The organism is Caballeronia sp. INML2, from assembly GCF_023631365.1.
GTDB classification, from domain to species: Bacteria; Pseudomonadota; Gammaproteobacteria; order Burkholderiales; family Burkholderiaceae; genus Caballeronia; species Caballeronia turbans.
In genome coordinates this window covers 137,139-156,709 of the sequence record NZ_JALQDH010000069.1, presented here as the reverse complement: position 1 = coordinate 156,709, position 19,571 = coordinate 137,139, and the positions used below count along the sequence as shown (strand labels likewise).

Annotated in this window: 18 protein-coding genes; 14 read left to right on the top strand and 4 right to left on the bottom strand. The window is 62.6% G+C overall.

Features of this window, described 5'->3' with window-relative positions; all coding sequences use genetic code 11:
* Position 1: 1 nt before the first annotated feature.
* Positions 2 to 889, bottom strand: coding sequence for a ubiquinol oxidase subunit II (cyoA, locus tag NCT32_RS24220; protein WP_250490598.1), 888 nt, complete (start codon positions 887 to 889; stop codon positions 2 to 4).
* Positions 890 to 1,535: 646 nt separating this feature from the next.
* Between cyoA and NCT32_RS24215 the strand changes: the two genes are divergently transcribed.
* From NCT32_RS24215 to NCT32_RS24200, 4 genes are all read left to right on the top strand, one after another.
* Positions 1,536 to 2,429, top strand: coding sequence for a DUF2167 domain-containing protein (locus NCT32_RS24215; RefSeq protein ID WP_250490597.1), 894 nt, complete (start codon positions 1,536 to 1,538; stop codon positions 2,427 to 2,429).
* A 275-nt stretch (positions 2,430 to 2,704) separates the two neighbouring features.
* Positions 2,705 to 3,397, top strand: coding sequence for a hypothetical protein (locus NCT32_RS24210; RefSeq protein WP_061119224.1), 693 nt, complete (start codon positions 2,705 to 2,707; stop codon positions 3,395 to 3,397).
* A 41-nt stretch (positions 3,398 to 3,438) separates the two neighbouring features.
* A complete protein-coding gene (locus NCT32_RS24205; RefSeq protein WP_061119223.1) occupies positions 3,439 to 4,200 on the top strand; it encodes a phosphatase PAP2 family protein in 762 nt (253 codons plus the stop codon).
* A gap of 59 nt (positions 4,201 to 4,259) precedes the next feature.
* A complete protein-coding gene (locus NCT32_RS24200) occupies positions 4,260 to 4,583 on the top strand; it encodes an outer membrane protein assembly factor BamE (protein ID WP_250477749.1) in 324 nt (107 codons plus the stop codon).
* Positions 4,584 to 4,634: 51 nt separating this feature from the next.
* On the opposite strand, the gene NCT32_RS24195 is transcribed toward NCT32_RS24200, so the two are convergent.
* The 3 genes from NCT32_RS24195 to NCT32_RS24185 are packed head-to-tail and all read right to left on the bottom strand — an operon-like array spanning position 4,635 to position 7,344.
* Positions 4,635 to 5,495: an ABC transporter permease gene (locus NCT32_RS24195; protein ID WP_061119221.1), complete on the bottom strand. Its 861-nt coding sequence runs from the start codon at positions 5,493 to 5,495 to the stop codon at positions 4,635 to 4,637.
* Positions 5,496 to 5,518: 23 nt separating this feature from the next.
* Entirely contained in the window at positions 5,519 to 6,316 is a 798-nt protein-coding gene (locus NCT32_RS24190) for an ABC transporter ATP-binding protein (RefSeq protein ID WP_061119273.1), read from the bottom strand.
* 11 nt (positions 6,317 to 6,327) lie between these two features.
* Positions 6,328 to 7,344, bottom strand: coding sequence for an ABC transporter substrate-binding protein (locus tag NCT32_RS24185; RefSeq protein ID WP_250477745.1), 1,017 nt, complete (start codon positions 7,342 to 7,344; stop codon positions 6,328 to 6,330).
* Between the two features lie 197 nt (positions 7,345 to 7,541).
* On the opposite strand from NCT32_RS24185, the gene NCT32_RS24180 reads away from it, so the two are divergent.
* The 10 genes from NCT32_RS24180 (at position 7,542) to NCT32_RS24135 (ending at position 19,520) form a co-directional block, all read left to right on the top strand.
* Positions 7,542 to 8,219, top strand: coding sequence for a response regulator transcription factor (locus NCT32_RS24180; protein ID WP_061119219.1), 678 nt, complete (start codon positions 7,542 to 7,544; stop codon positions 8,217 to 8,219).
* On the top strand, positions 8,209 to 9,624 hold the full coding sequence (locus NCT32_RS24175) for a sensor histidine kinase (RefSeq protein WP_061119218.1): 1,416 nt from the start codon (positions 8,209 to 8,211) through the stop codon (positions 9,622 to 9,624). The genes NCT32_RS24180 and NCT32_RS24175 overlap by 11 nt, the downstream gene beginning before the upstream one ends.
* Before the next feature lie 229 nt (positions 9,625 to 9,853).
* Positions 9,854 to 10,423 (top strand): M12 family metallopeptidase, encoded by a 570-nt coding sequence (locus tag NCT32_RS24170; protein WP_250477743.1) that lies wholly within the window; start codon positions 9,854 to 9,856, stop codon positions 10,421 to 10,423.
* Positions 10,424 to 10,659: 236 nt separating this feature from the next.
* Entirely contained in the window at positions 10,660 to 12,396 is a 1,737-nt protein-coding gene (locus tag NCT32_RS24165; protein ID WP_250477742.1) for an ATPase, read from the top strand.
* Positions 12,397 to 12,716: 320 nt separating this feature from the next.
* On the top strand, positions 12,717 to 14,027 hold the full coding sequence (locus NCT32_RS24160) for an MFS transporter (RefSeq protein ID WP_061119216.1): 1,311 nt from the start codon (positions 12,717 to 12,719) through the stop codon (positions 14,025 to 14,027).
* A 2-nt stretch (positions 14,028 to 14,029) separates the two neighbouring features.
* Positions 14,030 to 15,097, top strand: coding sequence for a proline racemase family protein (locus NCT32_RS24155; RefSeq protein ID WP_061119215.1), 1,068 nt, complete (start codon positions 14,030 to 14,032; stop codon positions 15,095 to 15,097).
* A complete protein-coding gene (locus tag NCT32_RS24150) occupies positions 15,094 to 16,347 on the top strand; it encodes an FAD-binding oxidoreductase (RefSeq protein ID WP_250477741.1) in 1,254 nt (417 codons plus the stop codon). Before NCT32_RS24155 ends, NCT32_RS24150 begins: the two co-directional genes overlap by 4 nt.
* A gap of 22 nt (positions 16,348 to 16,369) precedes the next feature.
* Complete coding sequence (locus tag NCT32_RS24145) at positions 16,370 to 17,272, top strand: dihydrodipicolinate synthase family protein (RefSeq protein WP_061119213.1); 903 nt, start codon at positions 16,370 to 16,372, stop codon at positions 17,270 to 17,272.
* Entirely contained in the window at positions 17,269 to 18,267 is a 999-nt protein-coding gene (locus NCT32_RS24140; RefSeq protein ID WP_061119212.1) for a 4-hydroxyproline epimerase, read from the top strand. Before NCT32_RS24145 ends, NCT32_RS24140 begins: the two co-directional genes overlap by 4 nt.
* Before the next feature lie 17 nt (positions 18,268 to 18,284).
* A complete protein-coding gene (locus NCT32_RS24135) occupies positions 18,285 to 19,520 on the top strand; it encodes an amidohydrolase family protein (protein ID WP_061119211.1) in 1,236 nt (411 codons plus the stop codon).
* Positions 19,521 to 19,571 lie beyond the last annotated feature (51 nt).

Genomic DNA, 19,571 nt, shown 5'->3' with positions numbered 1-19,571 from the left:
CTTACCCCTTTGTTACACAATTTTCGCCATTCACATCGAAGCGGCCATTGTTGTATTTGGCGACGATGCTTTTGAAAAGCTTCGGATCAACGGTCGAGAAGTAGCGTACCGCAACCTTCTCGCTCGGGCGTGCGACGCCGGCGTAGACGTCCATGCTCAACGCCTCGGGCGCGCTCTTGACTTGCTTGAGCCACGCGTCGAAGTCGGCGTTGGACATCGCCAGCGCGCGGAACTTCATGTCGGAGAAGCCCTTGCCGCTGTAGTTCGCCGAGATCCCCGCATAGTCGCCCGCGTGATCGGCCAGCAGATGCAGACGCGTCTGCATGCCCGCCATGGCGTAGATCTGGCTGCCGAGTTGCGGGATGAAGAACGAGTTCATCACCGAATCCGACGTGATGCGGAAGTTCACCGGCGTGCCCACCGGAAACGCGAGCTGGTTCACCGACGCGACGCCCAGATCCGGATAGATGAACAGCCACTTCCAGTCCAGCGCCACGACTTCGACGTTGATCGGCTTGACGTTCGATTCGAGCGGCTTATAAGGATCCAGCTCGTGCGAGGTCTTCCACGTCAGGATGCCGAGATACAGGATGATGATCGCGGGGATGATCCAGACGACGACTTCGATGGCCGTGGAGTGCGCCCACTTCGGCGCGTAGGTGGCGTTCTTGTTGGACGCCCGATAGCGCCATGCGACGAACAGGGTGAGCAGAATCACCGGGACGACGACCAGAAGCATGGCGTAAGTCGCGGTGGCGATCAGCGAAGATTCCGCTGCGCCAATCACGCCTTTCGAGTCCAACACCTCCAGCTTGCATCCCGAAAGACAGAGACTGGCTATCAACCCCGATAACAATGGCACTGCTAAACGTTGGGTATTTTCATTCATTGCATTCGCTGGTTTCTATGATCGAAGCGTCCCGGGAAGAACGCCACTGCACGGCTTTGCGCCGCGTCAAGATCATGCCACGCGCGATTTTTCGCGATGGCGCGAATGTTTGGAAAATTGTTTCAGATCAAACCGATGCGACAGGGTGTCGCGCAGGATGGGGCCTTGCCGGTGTGTCCGGAAGAGGGTAGGGGAGTCTACAACGAACGGATGAGGTCGCGGGTGTCATAAAGCGTGGCGTGGGAGCGCGCGGCGACCCGCCGCAATACGCCATGCCGACGCTTATGCGGCAAGCCAATTCTCTTCGTGCGTGCGGGCGCGCGCTCGGCTCGCAAGCCGCACCGCGACGCGAGCGGTATCCGAGTCAGGTCCTCCAAGCCTTCGACTCGGAATGTGCTGATTTTTATTGCCTGAGCCCGGCATCAGAATGCCTGCGCCAGCGAAGCTACCTCAAGAGGGAACGCCTCCCGCTATCTGCGAACGACTGCCATGCGTACCCACATGGCGTGGCGAACGCCCCGCCGTGTACGCGCGTCCATGCCGAAAGATCCGCGCAGCGCCGTTGCACACGAGAAAGATTGAGGACTGCAATCGTTATAAATATATGGACGCAAAAATTCAACGCATGAAGTCGTTCGGAGCAAGCATGCTCCTTGGAATCGCATTGCAGTGGACGGTCGCATCCGCGCACGCGGATAGTTCGGCCAGCAATAAACGCGAACTGGAAATGGCGTGGAAGGCGGCGCAGGCTGCGGCAATCGTAGGACCTGCCGACATTCCTCTGAGAGACCAGGCCAAACTCAAGATCGGGAACGGCGAGGTGTTCATCCCCAAGGCCCAGGCCGACCGGCTGATGAAAGCGAACGGCAACAGCGAGGACCCGGATCGCATTGGTCTGGTCGTGCCGACCAACGATGACGAATGGATCGTCGATGTCGATTACATCGCCTCGGGCTATATCAGGGACGACGAGGCTAGGGACTGGAACGTCGACGATCTCTACAAGTCCCTGAAGAAAGGCACCGAGGCGGCGAATGCGGACCGTGAGGAGCGAGGTATTGCTCCGGTCGAAATCATCGGATGGGTGGAACGCCCGCATTATGACGCCGCGAAGCGCCACCTGATCTGGTCGATGGCGTCGCGCTCGAAAGACGAGCCCGCCGGCGCGCCGCAGACGATCAACTACAACACGTACGCGCTCGGGCGCGAAGGTTACATAAGTCTGGATCTGATCACCGACAAGACCACGATCGACAAGGACAAGCGCGCCGTGCAGGCATTGCTCGCGGGCCTCGATTTCAACAGCGGCAAGCGTTATGCCGACTTCGACGCGAAGACCGACAAGCTGGCGGAATACGGCCTCGCGGCGCTGATAGGCGGTGTTGCGATGAAGAAATTGGGCCTCTTCGCGCTGATCGCTGCGTTCGCCGCGAAGTTCTTCAAGGTCATCGCGCTGGCGGTCGTCGCACTGGGCGGCGGTCTCGTGAAGTGGTTCAAGCGCAAGCCGAAGCCTGATTCGCACACGACGCCGGATGCGTAGCGGGCAGTCATGCGCGCTCCGCGGCGGCGCACGCTCGAGCTAGGCCGTTTCGACTAGCGGCACATCGTCGCTTCATCCTCACGGCGGATAGGCGTTTCGTGCGACGCTCCTTACCATTCGGAGCCTGCGTCTGACAATATTCCGCGTGCACCCCAGCCGCGGTGATATCCGTCACCTAAGCGTCCCATAAGCTTCAGGCGCCGAAAATGTAAGTTTCGTTCCTGAATGCGGAGCGTTCCGGCGCGTTTTGCGCGCCGCGGTCTCCGCTGGCGCGCATGCCCTCCACCGACCGAATCTCCCAGCTTCACGCCGCGGAAGTTCCGTGGCGCTATTACGATCTCGCCAAGTCGCGCGTGCAGGCCCACGAACCGCCGGCGCCCGGCGAGGTCTGTCTATGGCTGGTGCCGAGCGAATTCCGCTTTGCGTCGGCGTCGAATATTGGGAACTGGCTCAGTCCGGCCGAGCGCAAACGCGCGCGCCTGCATCCGAACTCGGCGCTCGGGCGGCGCTTCGGCGTCGCGCGCGCGACGCTGCGTCTCGTCCTCTCGCACATGCTGCACTGCGAGCCCGACCAGGTGGGCGTGGAGGACGAACCCGGCGAACGCATCGTCGTCACGCACCCGCTCGTCGAGGGCACGATTCATGTCGATGTCGCGTACTCGGGCATCTGGATCGTGATCGCGGTGGCATCGACGAGAATAGGGCTCGGCCTGACCGTCGAGACGACCGGCGCCCACGACACGGACGCCAGACAGCTCATGTGGGGCGAAGCGGCGCGGATCGGCAGACTGCGCGCGGCACACGGCACAATGCACGACGACGCCTCGCCGCCCGACTGGCGCGGCCTCACGCTGCCGATGCCCGGCGGAATTTGCGGCGTGCTTGTCGTCGACCAACCCGTCGCGCGTGTGCAGGCGTTCGGGTGGGAAAGGCCGTTCGAGGCGGAGGGGAGCGCAGCCGCGTCCTGAATCCGCACGAGCGCCGGGCAATTCGGGAGAAACAGGACATCATGGATTACACGGCGCTCGCGCAACGCCATGCGGTCGCGATCATCGCGATCGTGCTCTTCGTCGTTCCTTCCATCGCGGCCTGCGCCTCGGCCTATGCCGCGCGGGACAGGCGGGCGTCGGGCACCACCGTCGCGGTCGCGGCGTCCGTGACGGCCGCACTGGGCGCGGCGGTGTTCGTCGCCATTGCAATGCGCATTGCGCACGGCACGGCGTTTTCATCGGCGGATCAGCGTGTGCTCGACGCCGTGCGCGACGGCACGCCCGCACTCGCCGCGCGATGGTTCGCCAGTCTCACGCATCTCGGCGATCCCTGGTTTCTCACGCTGCTGTGCGCGCTCATGTGCGTGGCGCTGATTTTCACTCGCCGCTTCGGTCTCGCCGTGTATTTCGCCGCGGTTACGAGCGCGGGCGGCCTGCTCAACCATGCGCTCAAGGCGATGATGCGCCGCGGCCGCCCCACCGGCTCCACGGTGCCGCTGCCCGAAAGCTTCGCGTTCCCGAGCGGCCACACGTTCGGATCGATCGTCTGCTACGGCATGTGCGCGTACGTGCTGCTACGCCTTGCGCCCACGCGCCGCGATCCGCTCATCGTCGCGCTGGCGTGCTTCATCGTGCTCGCGATCGGCACGAGCCGCGTCGTGATCGGCGTGCACTTTCCCGGCGATGTGATCGGCGGTTTCGCGTCGGGCGGCGCGTGGCTGGCGGCGTGCATCGGCGTGGCGGAACTGGCGCGGCGACGCTCGCCCGCACTTTCAGATTAAGTCGATTGTTCCGCCAGAGCGATGTCGGTAGCTTCAGACCTTTTGCGAGGACTGAAGCGATGCTCAAATCGAAGGCGTGTGGCGCAGTGGGGCTGGTCCTGATCGTGGTCGGCCTGAACGGATGTTCCGTCCTCAGCAAGGATCCCGATCCGCAGCAATACATGAGCCGCGTGAAAATCGGCATGACGCGCGCGGACGTCGAAGACAGTCTCGGGCCGCCCGACGGAAACTGGGGGCCTTGGTATTCGCCGTGCACCGAATATGCCTTCCAGAAGCATGGCACCGACCGGTGGTCGGTCTATTACAACAATCAGAACCGCGTCGTATTCACGGAACACGCGGCGTGCAACGTGCAGCGCGCCAAGCAAGTCGGCCTTCGCTGAACCCCAGGAATGAAAAAACCCCACGCGTGGGGTTTTTTCCTGTCGGGCGCGTCAATTTGCCGTGGGCCGCCACTTCAGCAGACGCTGCTCGAGCGCGGTCAGCAGATAATCCGCCGCGAGCGCCACGACTGCGAGCACGATCATCGCCGCGAACACGCCGCTCGCGTTGAACGCGCCTTGCGCCGTCGAGATCAGCAAGCCGATGCCCTGCTTCGAGCCGAGGAACTCGCCGACGACCGCGCCGACCAGCGCGAAGCCGAAGCTGACATGCAGGCTCGCGAGAATCCACGAAAGCGCGGACGGAATCACGACGGAGGTCGTCACCTGCCGGCGCGACGCACCGAGAATCTGCGCATTCGCGATCATGTAGCGATCCGCTTCGCGCACGCCCTGAAACGCGTTCGCGAACACGACGAAGAACACCATCACGACCGCGAGCGCCACCTTCGACGCCATGCCGAGACCCAGCGCAATCACGAACACCGAGCCGAGCACGACGCGCGGAATCGAGTTTGCGATCTTGATGTAGATGCTGAACACGTCCGACAGCAGCTTGTTGCGGCCGAGCACGATACCGCAGAACACGCCCGCCACCGAGCCGATGATGAACCCGAGGCCCGTCTCTTCGAGCGTGACCCACACTTGCGTGAGCAGCGGACCTTGCGACGTGCCGTCGACGAACCATTCGACGATCTGATCGAAGATCGCGGACGGCATCGAAAAAAAGAACGGATCGATCCAGTGGAGGCGCGCGGACAGTTCCCAGCCGCCGAGCACGAACACGAGCACCGCGATGCGCAGCCCGATGACGAGCGCGTTGCGCTGGCGGATGCGCTTTTGCGCCTCGCGTTCGACTTGCGCGAGTGCGCCGGGATCGATGCCCGAGGGCATCGTTTGTTGAGGCGTGGACATATTGATGTTCCTATGGGGCAGGTTCAACCGATCTGCACTTCTTCGCGCAGGTCGTGCCAGATATCGCGCGAAATCTCGATGAAATGCGGGTGATAGCGAATCTCGGACGTGATGCGCGGACGCGGCAGATCGATCTCGTAGACCTTCTTGAGCGTCGCGGGGCGCGCCGTCAGCACGAACACGCGGTCCGCGAGCGCGATCGCTTCTTCCAGATCGTGCGTGACGAACACCACCGAGCCCGCATTCGCCGACCACAGTTGCAGCAGTTCGTCCTGCATGAGCGTGCGCGTCTGCATGTCGAGCGCGCTGAACGGCTCGTCCATCAGCAGGATTTCGGGCTTGTTGATGAACGTCTGCGCGAGCGCGACACGCTTTCTCATGCCGCCCGACAACTGATGCGGATAATGCTTGCCGAACTTGTCGAGACCGACGCGCCGAAGCCACGACTGCGCTTCGTCATACGCGGCGGACTTCGAGCGGCCGCGGTAGAGCGGGCCGGCCGCGACGTTGTCGAGCACCGAGCGCCACGGAAAGACCGCGTCGGCCTGGAACACGAACCCGATGCGCGGATCGATGCCATCCACCGGCTGGCCCATCACGCGCACTTCGCCGGTCGTCGGCTTGAGCAGGCCGGTGATCATGCTGAGCGTGGTGGACTTGCCGCAGCCCGTCGGGCCGACGATCGCGACGAACTCGCCCTTCGCCACCGACATGCTGAAGTCGCGCAACGCGACCGTCGCCTTGCCGTCCGGCGAAATGAAGCGGCACGAGACGTGGCGCAGCTCGATCGCGGGCGTATCCTGCTTGCTGGTTGAAGTCATCGCGTCGAGTCTCACTTGGATGCCGTCGCGGTGCCCGACAAATATTCGTTCGAATACGTGCGCGCCAGGTCGATATGCTTGCCCTTCACCGAAGGATTGAACGCGGCGAGCACCTTCAGCACGGTGTCGGGGCCGTCGGCGGGCATCTTGCCGTCCTTCGTGAACATCGGCAGCGAGGCTTTCAGCGCGGCCACGTACAGGTCCTTGTTCTTCGCGTAATAGTCCTTCGGCATCTTTTCGGTGATTTCTTCGGCGCTATGCGTCGCGATGAAGTTGAGCGTCTTCGCGAACGCGTGCGAGAGCTTCGCCGCATCCGCCTTGTGCGATTGCGCCCACGCGCGCTGCACGTAGAAGCTCGATGCCGGATACGTGCCGCCCAGCGCGGCGCGCGTGCCTTCGATCGTGCGCATGTCGACGAGCACCTTTGCGTCGCCGGTCTTCAGCAGTTGCGAGACGGTCGGCTCGGTCGTCATGCCCGCATCGATGCGCTCCTGCTTCACCGCCGCGATGAAGCTCGCGTCCGCGCCCACCGGCAGCAGCGTGTATTCCTTCGACGAGACGCCCGCGCGCTGCGCGAGATATTGCGTGAGGAAGCTCGTCGACGACCCGAGGCCGGTCACGCCGAGCGTCTTGCCTTTGACGTCGGCCATGCTCTTGAGCTTGTCGGCGGCCTTGGTCGAGACCATTTCGACTTCGCCCGGCACCTGGCCGAAGATCACGAGCGCCTGCACTTCCTTGCCCTTGCTCTGCAGGTCGATGGTGTGATCGTAGAAGCCGACGACGCCTTGCACCGCGCCCGCGAGCAACTCGTTTTCGGCATCGACGCCGGCGGGCTGCGAAAGGATTTCGACGTCGAGCCCTTCGTCCTTGAAGTAGCCGAGCTGCTCGGTCAGCTTCGCGGGCAGATAGATGATCTTGGTCGCGCCGCCGACCATGATCGAAATCTTCTCCGCATGAGCCGATACGGAAGCGGCCGCGAGTGCGAAAGCGATACCGGATACAGCAGCGATCTGGCGCAGAGTACGCATCAGGAGTCTCCTTGGTGTGGGCCGTGATGTAAGGGAAGGCCCGCTTTTTCAGTTGTGTGCGGCGATTATAGAAAGGCGAAACCTTCTGCCAGCTTTCTGAGCCGATGACAAAACATGGGTGTTAACCCGATGCTTCAAAAGCGTGTCGAAGCCCCTACAATCGCGCGGCCAAGCTCCGCACACGCGTGCAACCGCTCATGAAACTGCTGTTGATCGAAGACAATCCGACGCTTTCGCTCTGGCTCGCAAAGATGCTGGAACAGGCGTCGTTCGTGCTGGAGGCCGTGCAGGACGGTGAATCCGCCGATCAACTGCTGCGCACGAATCAATACGATGTCGTGCTGCTCGATCTCAACCTTCCGCGGCTGTCCGGCAAGAACGTGTTGCGCCGCATGCGTCAGCGCGGCGACGCGACGCCCGTGATGATCCTCACGGCGAGCGGTTCCATCGACGAGAAAGTGGAGTTGCTCGGCGCGGGCGCGGACGATTACCTGGTCAAGCCTTTCGAAGTGCGCGAGCTCGTCGCGCGCGTGAAGGTGATGATCCGGCGGCGCACGTCGTCGACGGCGAACGAGGTGTCGTGCGGCGATCTCGTCTTCGATATCGACACGCGCCAGTTCGCGCTCAAAGGCGCGCCGCTCAACGTGACGCCGCGCGAGCGCAGCGTCCTCGAAGCGTTGATCCTGCGTCTCGGCAAGACGGTGTCGAAGGCGTCGCTGCTCGATGCGATCTTCACGCATGAGGACAGCCCGAGCGAGGACGCGCTCGAAATCTACGTCTCGCGGCTGCGCAAGAAGCTCGACGCCAGTTCGGCCGCGATCGTCACGCTGCGCGGCCTCGGCTATCTGCTGCGCAAGAAGGACGATGACCAATAGCCTGCGCGTGCGTCTTCTGTGGTGGCTGCTCGTGCCGCTCGCGATCTACGTGTTCGTGACCGGCAAGGCCGCCTACGACAACGCGCTGCACACCGCGGATCTCGTGCAGGAGAACACACTGCTCGCGTCGGCGCGGATGATCGCGGGCGAAGTGGAGTGGTCGGACGGCAGGTTGCTCGTCGATATTCCGCCTGCCGCGCTCGAAGTGTTCGCATCGCCCCAGGGCGATCAGGTTTTCTACAACGTGCGCGTCGACGACGGCCGTCTCCTCGCGGGACTGCCTGATTTTCCTTTGGGACCGACGGCGGCGATGCACGATGCGCCGCGCTATTACGACGCGGACCTTCACGGCACGCCGTTGCGCGTCGTCGGCTTCGTGCGGCAAATGTACGACAACGGCGCGATCCGTCGCGTGCTGGTCTCGGTCGGCAAGACGCAGGCGTCGCGCGACGCGATGGTTCGCGAGATCTGGCGCCCGCAACTCTTGCGGCAGATCGAGATGGTGCTCCTCGCGGTGGCCCTCGCCTGCATCGGCCTGACGTTCGAATTGCGGCCGCTCCTCAAGGTCAAGAAAGAAGTGATGGACCGCGATCCGATGCAGCTCGAGCCCTTGCGCGTCGAGCGTTTGCATACGGAGTTGCGGCCGATCGTCGAGGCGATCAATCAGTGCATCGCGCGGCTCGGGCTTCAGGTGGCGGCGCAGCGGCGCTTCATCGCGGATGCGGCGCATCAGTTGCGTACGCCGCTCACGCTGCTTGCGACGCAATTGCAATTCGCGCGGCAGCACCGCGGGATGGAGCCATCGTTGCATGAAGCGCTCGCGGCGATGCAGCGAAGCAATCGCTCGATGGTCGGACTCACCAACAAGCTCTTGCTGCTCGCGCAGGCCGAAGCGGCGGACTACACGCAGCTCGCCAGACAGAAGGTCGATCTCGCCGCGATCGCGCAGGACGTGATCGAGGATCTCGCGATGTTCGCGCAGAAGCGCGAGATCGATCTGGGCGCGGAGCTCGTTGAATCGGCGTGGATGATCGGGCATGAAGGGTTGTTGTCGGCGCTCGTCTACAACATCGTGGAAAACGCGATTCGGTATACGCAGCCAGGCGGGCATGTGACCGTCGCGGTGACGCGCGATGCGCAACGCGTGACGCTGACCGTCACGGACAACGGCCCCGGCATTCCCGCCGAAGCCCGCAGCCGCGTGTTCGAGCCGTTTTACCGCGCGTCGGCGGAGACGGACGGCACGGGGCTCGGGCTCGCGATCGCGAAGGAAATCGTGCAGGCGCATCGGGGGGACATCAGGCTCGGGCAACGTGAGCATCCGGAGCGCGGGGTAATGGTCACGGCGGCATTTCGAATGCTGCAGAGCGGAAGACCGATGAGTTCCGTGAATACTATGAAATGACCATTTGAATTTGACCGCCCGTTAGAAAATATACTTCTCCTGTCGAGCGCCAAGACGCGCGGGCCGTGCGGCCACGGAGAAGAAAATGAAACGGTTAAGAGCGTGGGTATTTGCATTATTGTTAGGAATGCTGGCGAGCGGATGCGGCGGAGGCGATAACAACGACGGCGTCAATTCCGCAGGCAGGCAATCCGGCGCGCAAGAGAAGGCCACATCCAAGGGATACGCCTTGTCCACCGTCATCTGGAAGCACGAGCCGATCGGCGTCTGCTGGGACTTGAGCAACGCTGACTTCGCGCTGTACGCCAGTCAGCGCGACTGGAGCCGTCTCGCGGTCGAGGCGAGCTGGGAGGCGCATTCCGGCGTCACGTTCACGGGTTGGCAGCAATGCACGAACGATCCGAATTACTACGGCATAAGGATATCGGTCGAGGACAGCGCCGTGACCGGTCCGCATACGCAAGGTCTCGGAACGGAGTTGAACAATGTCGTAGGCGGGATGGTGTTCAACTTTACTTTCAGGAACTGGAGCCCGAGTTGCGTGGGGCGTGAAGAGTATTGCATTCGCAATGTCGCCGCGCATGAGTTCGGTCACGCGATGGGTTTTGCGCATGAGCAGAACCGGCCGGATACACCGTCGACATGCAAGGAGCCTGCGCAAGGCACTTATGGCGACACGTTGATCGGCGCGTGGGATCTGGCATCGATCATGAATTACTGCAATCCGGACTGGAACGGCGACGGCCAACTAAGCACGACGGATATCGTGATGGCGCAGATGTTTTACGGGCCGCGGTGAGTCGTTCAAACGTTAACTTCGCTAGTCGCGGTCAGGCGATATCTGCAATCGGCTTGCCTTCTGCGGCGCTCGCCTATCAAACGATTGCGAAGAAGCGACCAAGCTCGCATTGACACGACGATCCAAAGAATTTGGAAAAATTATGTAATGTACATTCCAATTTGATTACATGATGAAAATATACTTCTCCGACCTGTGCGTGAGAACGCATGGCGTATCTATAACGGAGAATAAAGATGAAAGGGTTACGAGGGGTACTGCTCGCTCTATTGGCAGGAATACTGATTAGTGGTTGCGGCGGAAGTGACGGCGGCAACGACGCGCTTGGCTCAACGGGCAGGGCTTCGGTCGAACAATCGGCGGCGCAGGATAGGGCCACGGGAAAGGGCTATGCCTTGTCGACCGTTATTTGGGATCGAGTGCCCATCGGTGTTTGCTGGGATTTGAACGACGCGGATTTCGCGCGGTATTCCGCGGAGCGCAACTGGAGTCGTTCCGCGGTCGAAGAGACTTGGGAACAGCACTCCGGCGTCGAATTCAGCGGTTGGCAGCAGTGCGCGAACGAACCGAATTACTACGGAATTCGGATTTCAGTCGAGGACATTGCCGGGAGCGCGCCGCATACATGGAATTTGGGCGCGAGGCTGAACAATGCCCGGGGCGGAATGGCGCTGAATTTCACCTTCAATAACTGGAGCCCAAGTTGCCAAGGGCGCAAGGAGTATTGCATTCGCCGGATCGCTGCGCACGAATTCGGTCACGCGCTGGGTTTTGCGCATGAACAGAATCGGCTGGATACGCCGTCGTCATGCATCGAGCCTGCACAGGGCAATCAAGGCGACACGATGGTCGGCGAATGGGATCTTGCCTCGATCATGAACTATTGCAATCCGAAGTGGAACGGCGACGGCAAACTTAGCGCCACCGACATCGAGATGGTTCAGAGATTCTATGGCCCGCCCCGACCCAAGGAAACCATCTACACGTTGACGCGCGCCCAGGCTCCCGCCCAAGTGACCGCATACGATTTCTCAACGCGTGAAGTGAAGGCCTCGATCGACCTGTCGCTGACGGAGGACTACAAGCAAGTCGATCAGATGTTCGCGAGCGCCGATGGCAAACGCCTGCATGTGCTTCTGGAGAGAAGCTCGACGTCGATCGATCTGGCGACCATCGACACCGCGACCAACACGATCATTCGGGTCGTGCCCATCGCTCCGCTGCTGACGACCTTTACCGGTTATAACCTGCAACCCGCTTACGAAGGCAATCAGGTTTACGTGTCGAACAAGAACAGGATCAGCGTCGTCGACACGGACTCGGGGCAACTGATGAAGAACATCGTGCTGCCGGAAGGCTATAGCCTGATCAAGGTAGCGACGGCCAAGGACGACGCCAATAGCATCTATGCACTGACAAACGCGCCCGGTACGAAGCTGCAGATCCTTCGCATCGACACGGCCAGCGCTTCGATCGCGCGTGCCTATCCGGTCGGCTCTGCATCGAGCACGATCAGGGATCAGTTCGCGGTTACGCCAGACGCGAAGAAAGCTTACTTCCTCAGCTTCACGTCGTACACCGGCGACGGCAGTCTGACGGAACTCGATCTGACGAGCGGTAACATGCGCGTGCTGGCCGATCTGCCGGAAAAGAAGCCGAAGTTCCTCGCGGCGATCAGCAACCAGCAGATCCTTTTCGGCGACGATAACTACACGGGTCCGAGTCCGATCATTCTCTACGACGTGACGAGCGGGAACAAGACGAGCCTGATGGCGGCGTCCAACCTGTTGGGTTATCTGCAATACGAACCCAGAACCAAATCCATTCTCTTCGAAAGGAACGGGACGTGGTCCGTCAGCCAGTTGCAGCCGCAGGCCGACGGTAGCTACAAGAGCATCGATCTCGGGCTGAAATCGTTCAGCAGCGGCGCGGGATACGGCGGCATCGCTCCGTTTGTGTTCGTTTCACGCTAAGACGCAGCGATTCATTAGATAGAAGAATCCGCAGGCCTCGAAAGTTTCGAGGCCTTTTCTCGTGATGAGCCTCGAGGGCGGTTCTTCGTCTACTTCGAGTCCAGGCTCCGGTTCAACTTGAGATGACTGCGCGGGCTTACGAAACTCGGATCGCGACAGTTGTATTTTGAGGGCCAATAGTTGACGCGCCCACGGGAATAGAACTGGAGCGCAAGTAGCCAGCCATTCGTGCTCAATTTTGGATCCAAAATCCTTGATTCAATTTTGACATAGGCGCACAATCCCCGGACCCGCACCCCAAGCGACCGAGGGACACTCCCATGACCGACCGCGTCAACGCCGTTGCGAACCCGTACACCGCGGGCGACAGCCCCCGGGCTTCATCCAGATCCAGCCGCGCGGTGACCGCCGCTGTCGTGGGCAATATCCTCGAGTGGTTCGATTTCGGCACATACGCGTTCCTCGCGACCGTCATCGCCAAAGTGATGTTTCCCACCGGCGACGACTTCGCCGCGATGCTCGGCACTTTCGGCGCGTTCGGCTTGGGCTTCGCCGCGCGTCCGCTCGGCGCGATCATCTTCGGCTGGCTCGGCGACAAGAAAGGCCGCAAGTGGACGCTTACCTTCGTCATGCCGCTGATGGCCGCCGCCACGCTCTTCATGGCGCTGCTGCCGACGTATGCGTCCATCGGCATCATGGCGCCGATTCTGCTCGTCGCTGCACGCATGCTGCAGGGGATTTCCGTCGGCGGCGAACTGGGCAACGCGGTCGCGTTTCTCGTCGAATGGGCGCCGCCGAGCAAGCGCGGCTTGTATGGCAGCTTCCAGCAATGCAGCACGCTCGGCGGAATGCTGCTCGGTTCGGGCGCGGCCGCGCTCATGACGACACTGCTCAGCCCAGAAGCGCTGCTCGACTGGGGCTGGCGCGTGCCGTTCATCGTCGGTGCGATCGTGATCGGGCCGATCGGCTGGATCATCCGCAAACGCAGCGAAGAGACGCCGGTCTACCAGAGCGCAAGCGACGAAGCACCCAAGACGAAAGGCCGCGCACCCGCGCTGCTCGGCCTGCAGGCTTGCGGACTCGTGATCGTGTGGACGGTCTCGCTCTATGTCCTGCTCAACTACCTGCCTTCTTTCACGACGAAGTACGTCGGCATCCATTCGTCGACGGCGCTCTGGCTCAACACGGCGGGCCTGATCGTGATGACGGCATCCATTCCGTTCTGGGGCGCGGCTTCGGACCGCTTCGGACGCAAGCCCATCTATACGATCGGCTGCATCGCGTTTCTCATACTGCCGTATCCGATCTTCCATCTGATGCTCGAATACAAATCGGCGGCGATCGTCGGCGCGGTGCAGGTGTTGGGCGGCGTGATCATCGGCATCTTTTCGGGCGTCGGGCCGGCGGTGTTGTCGGAACTCTTTCCTACAAAGATCCGCACGACGTGGATGTCGATCGGCTACGGCATCGCCAACGCGGTGTTCGGCGGTTTCGCGCCGATGATCTCCATCGCGCTCATCAAGGCGACCGGCTCGCCGCTGTCGCCCGCGTATTTCGTGATGCTCGCCGCGCTGCTTTCGACGATCACGGTCGTCACCATCAAGGAGACGGCGCACGCGCCGCTGCAATAAACATGCGCTGGAACCGGACGCTTACAGTGGTGAACTGCCATGCCGAAGGCGAAGTCGGCAACGTGGTGACGGGCGGCGTTTTCGACGTGCCCGGCGCGACCATGTTCGACAAGATGATGCATCTGGAAGAAGTGCGCGACGACCTGCGCCGTATCTGTATCTTCGAGCCGCGCGGGTCGGCGAATCAGACCGTGAACTTCCTGCTGCCCGCAACCGACCCGCGCGCGCAAATGGGTTACGTGATCGCGGAATCGACCGAGTATCCGGCGATGTCGGGCTCGAACACGATGTGCGTCGCCACGGTGCTGCTCGAAACCGGCATCCTGCCGATGGTCGAGCCCGTCACCGAGCTCGTGCTCGAAGCGCCGGCCGGGCTCATTCATTTGCGCTGCGCGTGCGCGAACGGCAAGGTCACGAAGGTCGAGTTCACGAATCAGCCCGCGTTCGCCAATCATCTCGACAGGACGATCGAGGTGGAAGGCGTCGGCAGCCTGAGCGTCGATGTCGGCTATGGCGGCATGACGTACGTGTTCGTCGATGCCGAAAAGCTCGGCTTTCGCATCGCGCCCGACGAAGCGCGCGAACTGTGCGAACTCGGGCAGATCATCAAGGCCGCGGCGGCGGCGCAGTTGCCTTCGCCGCATCCGTTGAATCCGCTCATCAAGGGCATCACGATGACCGAGTTCGTCGGCCCGCTCTCGCGCGAGAACGGCGTGCTGAAATCGCGCAACACGGTGATCGTGTCGCCGGGCCGCTGCGACCGTTCGCCGTGCGGCACCGGCACCTCCGCGCGGCTCGCGGTGATGCACGCGAAAGGGCTGATCGACGTGGGCGAAACCTTTTTGCACGAGTCGATCATCGGGTCGGTCTTCGAAAGCCGCATCGATTCGGTCACGCGCCTGGGCGACGTTCCCGCGGTCGTGCCGGTCGTGGCGGGGCAGGCGTGGATCACCGCGATTTCGCAAGTCGGCGTCGATCCGACCGATCGCTTCCAGACGGGCTTCACGCTCGCGGATACATGGTGCGAAGCCGTCGACGACAAGCTGATCAAATCGCGCGTGGGGATATGAGGACGACAGACGAAGAAATGGCGGATGTCGTCGTGATCGGCGCGGGCATCGTCGGGCTGGCCTGTGCATGGGCCGCGTTGCGCGACGGCGCGCGCGTGACCGTGATCGACCGGGATTTCGAAGGCGATCGCGCATCGCATGGCAACGCGGGCGGCATCGCGGTGACGGAGAGCACGCCGATCGCCGTGAACGGCATGTTCACGAAGATCGCGACATGGCTGATGGACCCGCTCGGGCCGCTCGCGCTCGACTGGAGGCATCTGCCGAAGGCGCTGCCGTGGTTCATGGCATTTCGCCGCGCAAGCGAGCCGGACCGCTATCAGGCGATATCCCATGCGCTCGCGTTGTTGAACAACCGCGTCTACGACGACATCGTGCCGATGTTCGACGATATCGGCGCGAGCGCGATGCATTATCGCCGCGGCGCGCTGACGGTCTATGAAACCGACGAAGCCTTCGCCGCCGATCAGGCGGAATGGGCGTTGAAGCGTGAACTCGGCGTGCGCTGGCGCGCGCTGGACGCGCAGCAGGTGCGCGAATGTGAACCGTCGCTCGCGCCGGTGTTCAGACACGGCGTGTTTCTCGACGACTGGTCGCATATCGGCGATCCGCGCCGCATCGTCACGCTCCTACGGGAGCGCGTGCGGGCGCTCGGCGCGCGCTTCGTGACGGGCGTCGCGCGCGCGATCGAATCACCGGATTCGGTGTTGCTGGCGGACGGCAACCGCGTGAAAGGACGACGCATCGTGATCGCGGCGGGCGCGTGGTCGGCGGCGCTCGCGAAGTCCATCGGCGATAGCGTCCTGCTCGAAAGCGAGCGCGGCTATAACGCGACGCTGCCGAACCACGGCGTCGGGCCGACGCGTGAAGTGATCTTCGCGGAGCGCAAGTTCGTCGCGGCCCCGCTCGACGTCGGTCTGCGCATCGGCGGCGCGGCGGAGTTCGCGGGCACCGCTGCGCCGCCGAACTATCGCCGCAGCGATGCATTGCTCACGCTCGGCAAGCGCTTCATTCCCGGCATCGACGATACGGGCGCCGCGAAATGGATGGGCAATCGCCCCGCGACGCCGGATTCGCTGCCGGTGATCGGCGCATCGCCGCGCATGCCGTCGGTCGTCCATGCATTCGGTCACGGGCATCTCGGCCTGACGCAATCGGCGACGACCGCCGCGCTCGTCGCCGATGTGCTCGCGGGCCGCACGCCGCGCGTGCCGCTTCGCCCGTATTCGATCGCGCGTTTCGACCACTGAGAATCCAACGGAGGAATCAGACATGCAAGTGAACTGGAAAGGCGTATTTCCCGCCGTCACGACGAAGCTCAAACAGGACGGCTCGCTCGACCGCGATGCCATCGTGAGCGGCCTGAACCGTCTGATCGACAACGGCGTCGGCGGCGTCGTGATGATGGGCATGGTCGGCGAGAACGCCCAACTCACGCCCGAGGAAAAGCGCACGGTGCTGAAGATCGCCGTCGAAACGGTGAAGGGGCGCGTGCCTGTCATCTCCGGTCTCGCGGAACTGAATACGGCCAACGCGACGCAATTCGCGAAGGACGCGGAAGCGATCGGCGTGCAAGGCCTGATGGTGTTTCCGGGTCTCACGTATCGCTCGGACGATCGCGAAACCGTCGAATATTATCGGTCGATTGCGCGCTCGACGAAGCTCGGTCTGATGATCTACAACAATCCGCGTGGCTATGGCGTCGACATGCGTCCCGACCTGCTCGCGCAACTCGCCGATGAGCCGAACGTCGTCGCGATCAAGGAAGAGACCTACGACACGACGCGCGTCACCGACCTCTATGCGCGCTTCGGCGAGCGCTTCGTCGTGTTCTGCGGCGTGGACGACCTGATCGTCGAATCCGTCGCGCTCGGCGTGAAGGGCTGGGTGTCGGGCATGGCGAACGCGATGCCAAGGGAATCCGTGGACTTGCTGAACTACGCGGTCAATGGCGAGTACGACAAGGCGCGCGCGCTCTATCGCGCCTTGATCGACCTGTTCCATCTCGACACGCACGTGAAGCTCGTGCAATACATCAAGCTCGCGGAAAACATCACGGCGGGTTACCCGGAGTACGTGAAGGCGCCGCGCCTGATGCTCGAAGGCGAAGAGCGGCGGCGGACCATCGAGATCGTCGAGAAGGCGATCGCCAGTGTAAAGGCGCTCGCCCGATGAAATCCACGTTCTTCTGCATCGACGGACACACCTGCGGCAATCCGGTGCGCGTCGTCGCGGGAGGCGCGCCCCCGCTCGAAGGCGCGAACATGATCGAGCGCCGCGCGCATTTCCTGCGCGAATTCGACTGGATTCGCACCGCGCTCATGTTCGAGCCGCGCGGCCACGAAGTCATGTCCGGCAGCATCCTCTATCCGCCGACGCGTCCCGATTGCGATCTCGCGATTCTCTTCATCGAAGTGAGCGGCTGCCTGCCGATGTGCGGCCACGGCACCATCGGCACCGTGACGACGGCCATCGAGCACGGACTCGTGCGACCACGCGAGCCCGGTGTGTTGCGGCTCGATACGCCCGCGGGTGTCGTCGTCGCGCGTTATCGGATGAACGGCGAGCATGTGGATTCTGTACAGCTCGTCAACGTGCCGTCGTATCTGCATTCGCGGGACTTGTCCGTCGAAGTCGAAGGTCTGGGCGAGATTTGTTTCGATGTCGCCTATGGCGGCAACTTCTATGCGATCGTCGAGCCGCAGCGCAACTACGACGGCTTGCACGCGCTGAAGCCTTCCGACATTCAGCGCGTAAGTCCCGTGCTGCGCCAGAAGGCGAACGAGAAGTACACGTTCGTGCATCCGGACAACGACGCGATACGCGGCCTCAGTCACGTCATGTGGACAGGCGAGCCGACAGTCGAAGGCGCGAGCGCGCGCAACGCCGTGTTCTACGGCGACAAGGCCATCGATCGTTCGCCGTGCGGCACGGGCACCTCGGCGCGCATGGCGCAGCGTGTCGCGAAGGGGCAGTTGAAGATCGGTGAGCGCTTCGTGCATGAGAGCATCATCGGCACCTTGTTCGAAGGCGTGCCGATGGAAGCGGCGCGCGTCGGCGAATACGATGCCATCGTGCCGGGCATAGAAGGCTGGGCGCGCGTGACCGGTCATAACACGATTTTCGTCGATGACCGCGATCCGCTCGCGCACGGATTCCTGCTGAAATAAACGGGAGAGATCAAGTCATGCTGATTCTGAAAAACGCCCGCGTGCTCGACGCCGATCACGAGCGCGACGACGGCCGCTATTCGATCGTGATCGACGGCGACACGATTCGCGATGTCACGCGCGAGCCGGTCGAGGCGAGCGGCGCGCAGGTGATCGATGTCGGCGGGAAGACGGTGATGCCCGGCATGATCGATTGCCATGTGCATGTGATCGCATCGGTCGCGCATCTGGGCAACAACAGCCGATTGCCGAATACGTTCGCCGTGCTGCGCGCGGTGCCGATTCTCGCGGGCATGCTTCATCGCGGCTTCACGACCGTGCGCGATGCGGGCGGCGCGGACTATGCGCTGTCGCGTGCGATCGAAGATGGCATCATCGCGGGGCCGCGTTTGTTCGTCGCGGGCAAGGCGCTCTCGCAGACCGGCGGGCACGGCGATTTCCGCGAGCGCTTCGACAACTCGGACCCGGACCCGTGCGGCTGCAATCGCAACATGGGCGCGATCGGGCGCGTGGTCGATGGCGTCGATGAAATGCGCCGTGCCGTGCGCGAGGAGATGCGCGCGGGCGCGCATCACATCAAGATCATGGCGTCGGGCGGCGTGGCTTCGCCGACCGATCCGATCGGCAACCTGCAATTCTCCGTCGATGAAGTGAAGGCCGCCGTCGAGGAAGCCGAATCGCATCAGACCTACGTGATGGCGCACGCCTATACGGCGAAGGCGATTGCGCGCGTGGTGAAACTCGGCGTGCGCACGATCGAGCACGGCAATCTGATCGATGACGACACCGCGCGCGTGATGGCCGAACACGGCGCATACGCGGTGCCGACGCTCGTCACCTATGACGCGATGTCGAAAGTCGGCGCACAGATGGGCCTCGCGAGAGACACGCTCGACAAGAACGAGTCGGTGCGCAAGCGCGGCCTCGAAGCGCTCGCGATGCTGCATGCGCGCGGCGTGAAGATGGGCCTCGGCACCGATCTGCTCGGCGACATGCATCAATATCAAAGCGACGAGCTTTCGATACGCGCGGATATCGTCGGTGCGTTCGAGGCCATTCGTCAGGCGACGGCGTTCGGCGCGGAGATCGTGAACATGAAGGGCAGGCTCGGCATCGTCGCGGCGGGTGCTTATGCGGATTTGCTCGTCGTCGATGGCGATCCGCTGAAGGATATTCGCGTGCTCACGGGACAGGGCGAGCGCATCGCGGGCGTGATGAAGAACGGCGCGTGGGTGCGGGAGAATCTGCTATGAACTCGCGTTACCAAAGGCGATGCGTACCGTGCAGAAGCGCCCTTCCGTGCA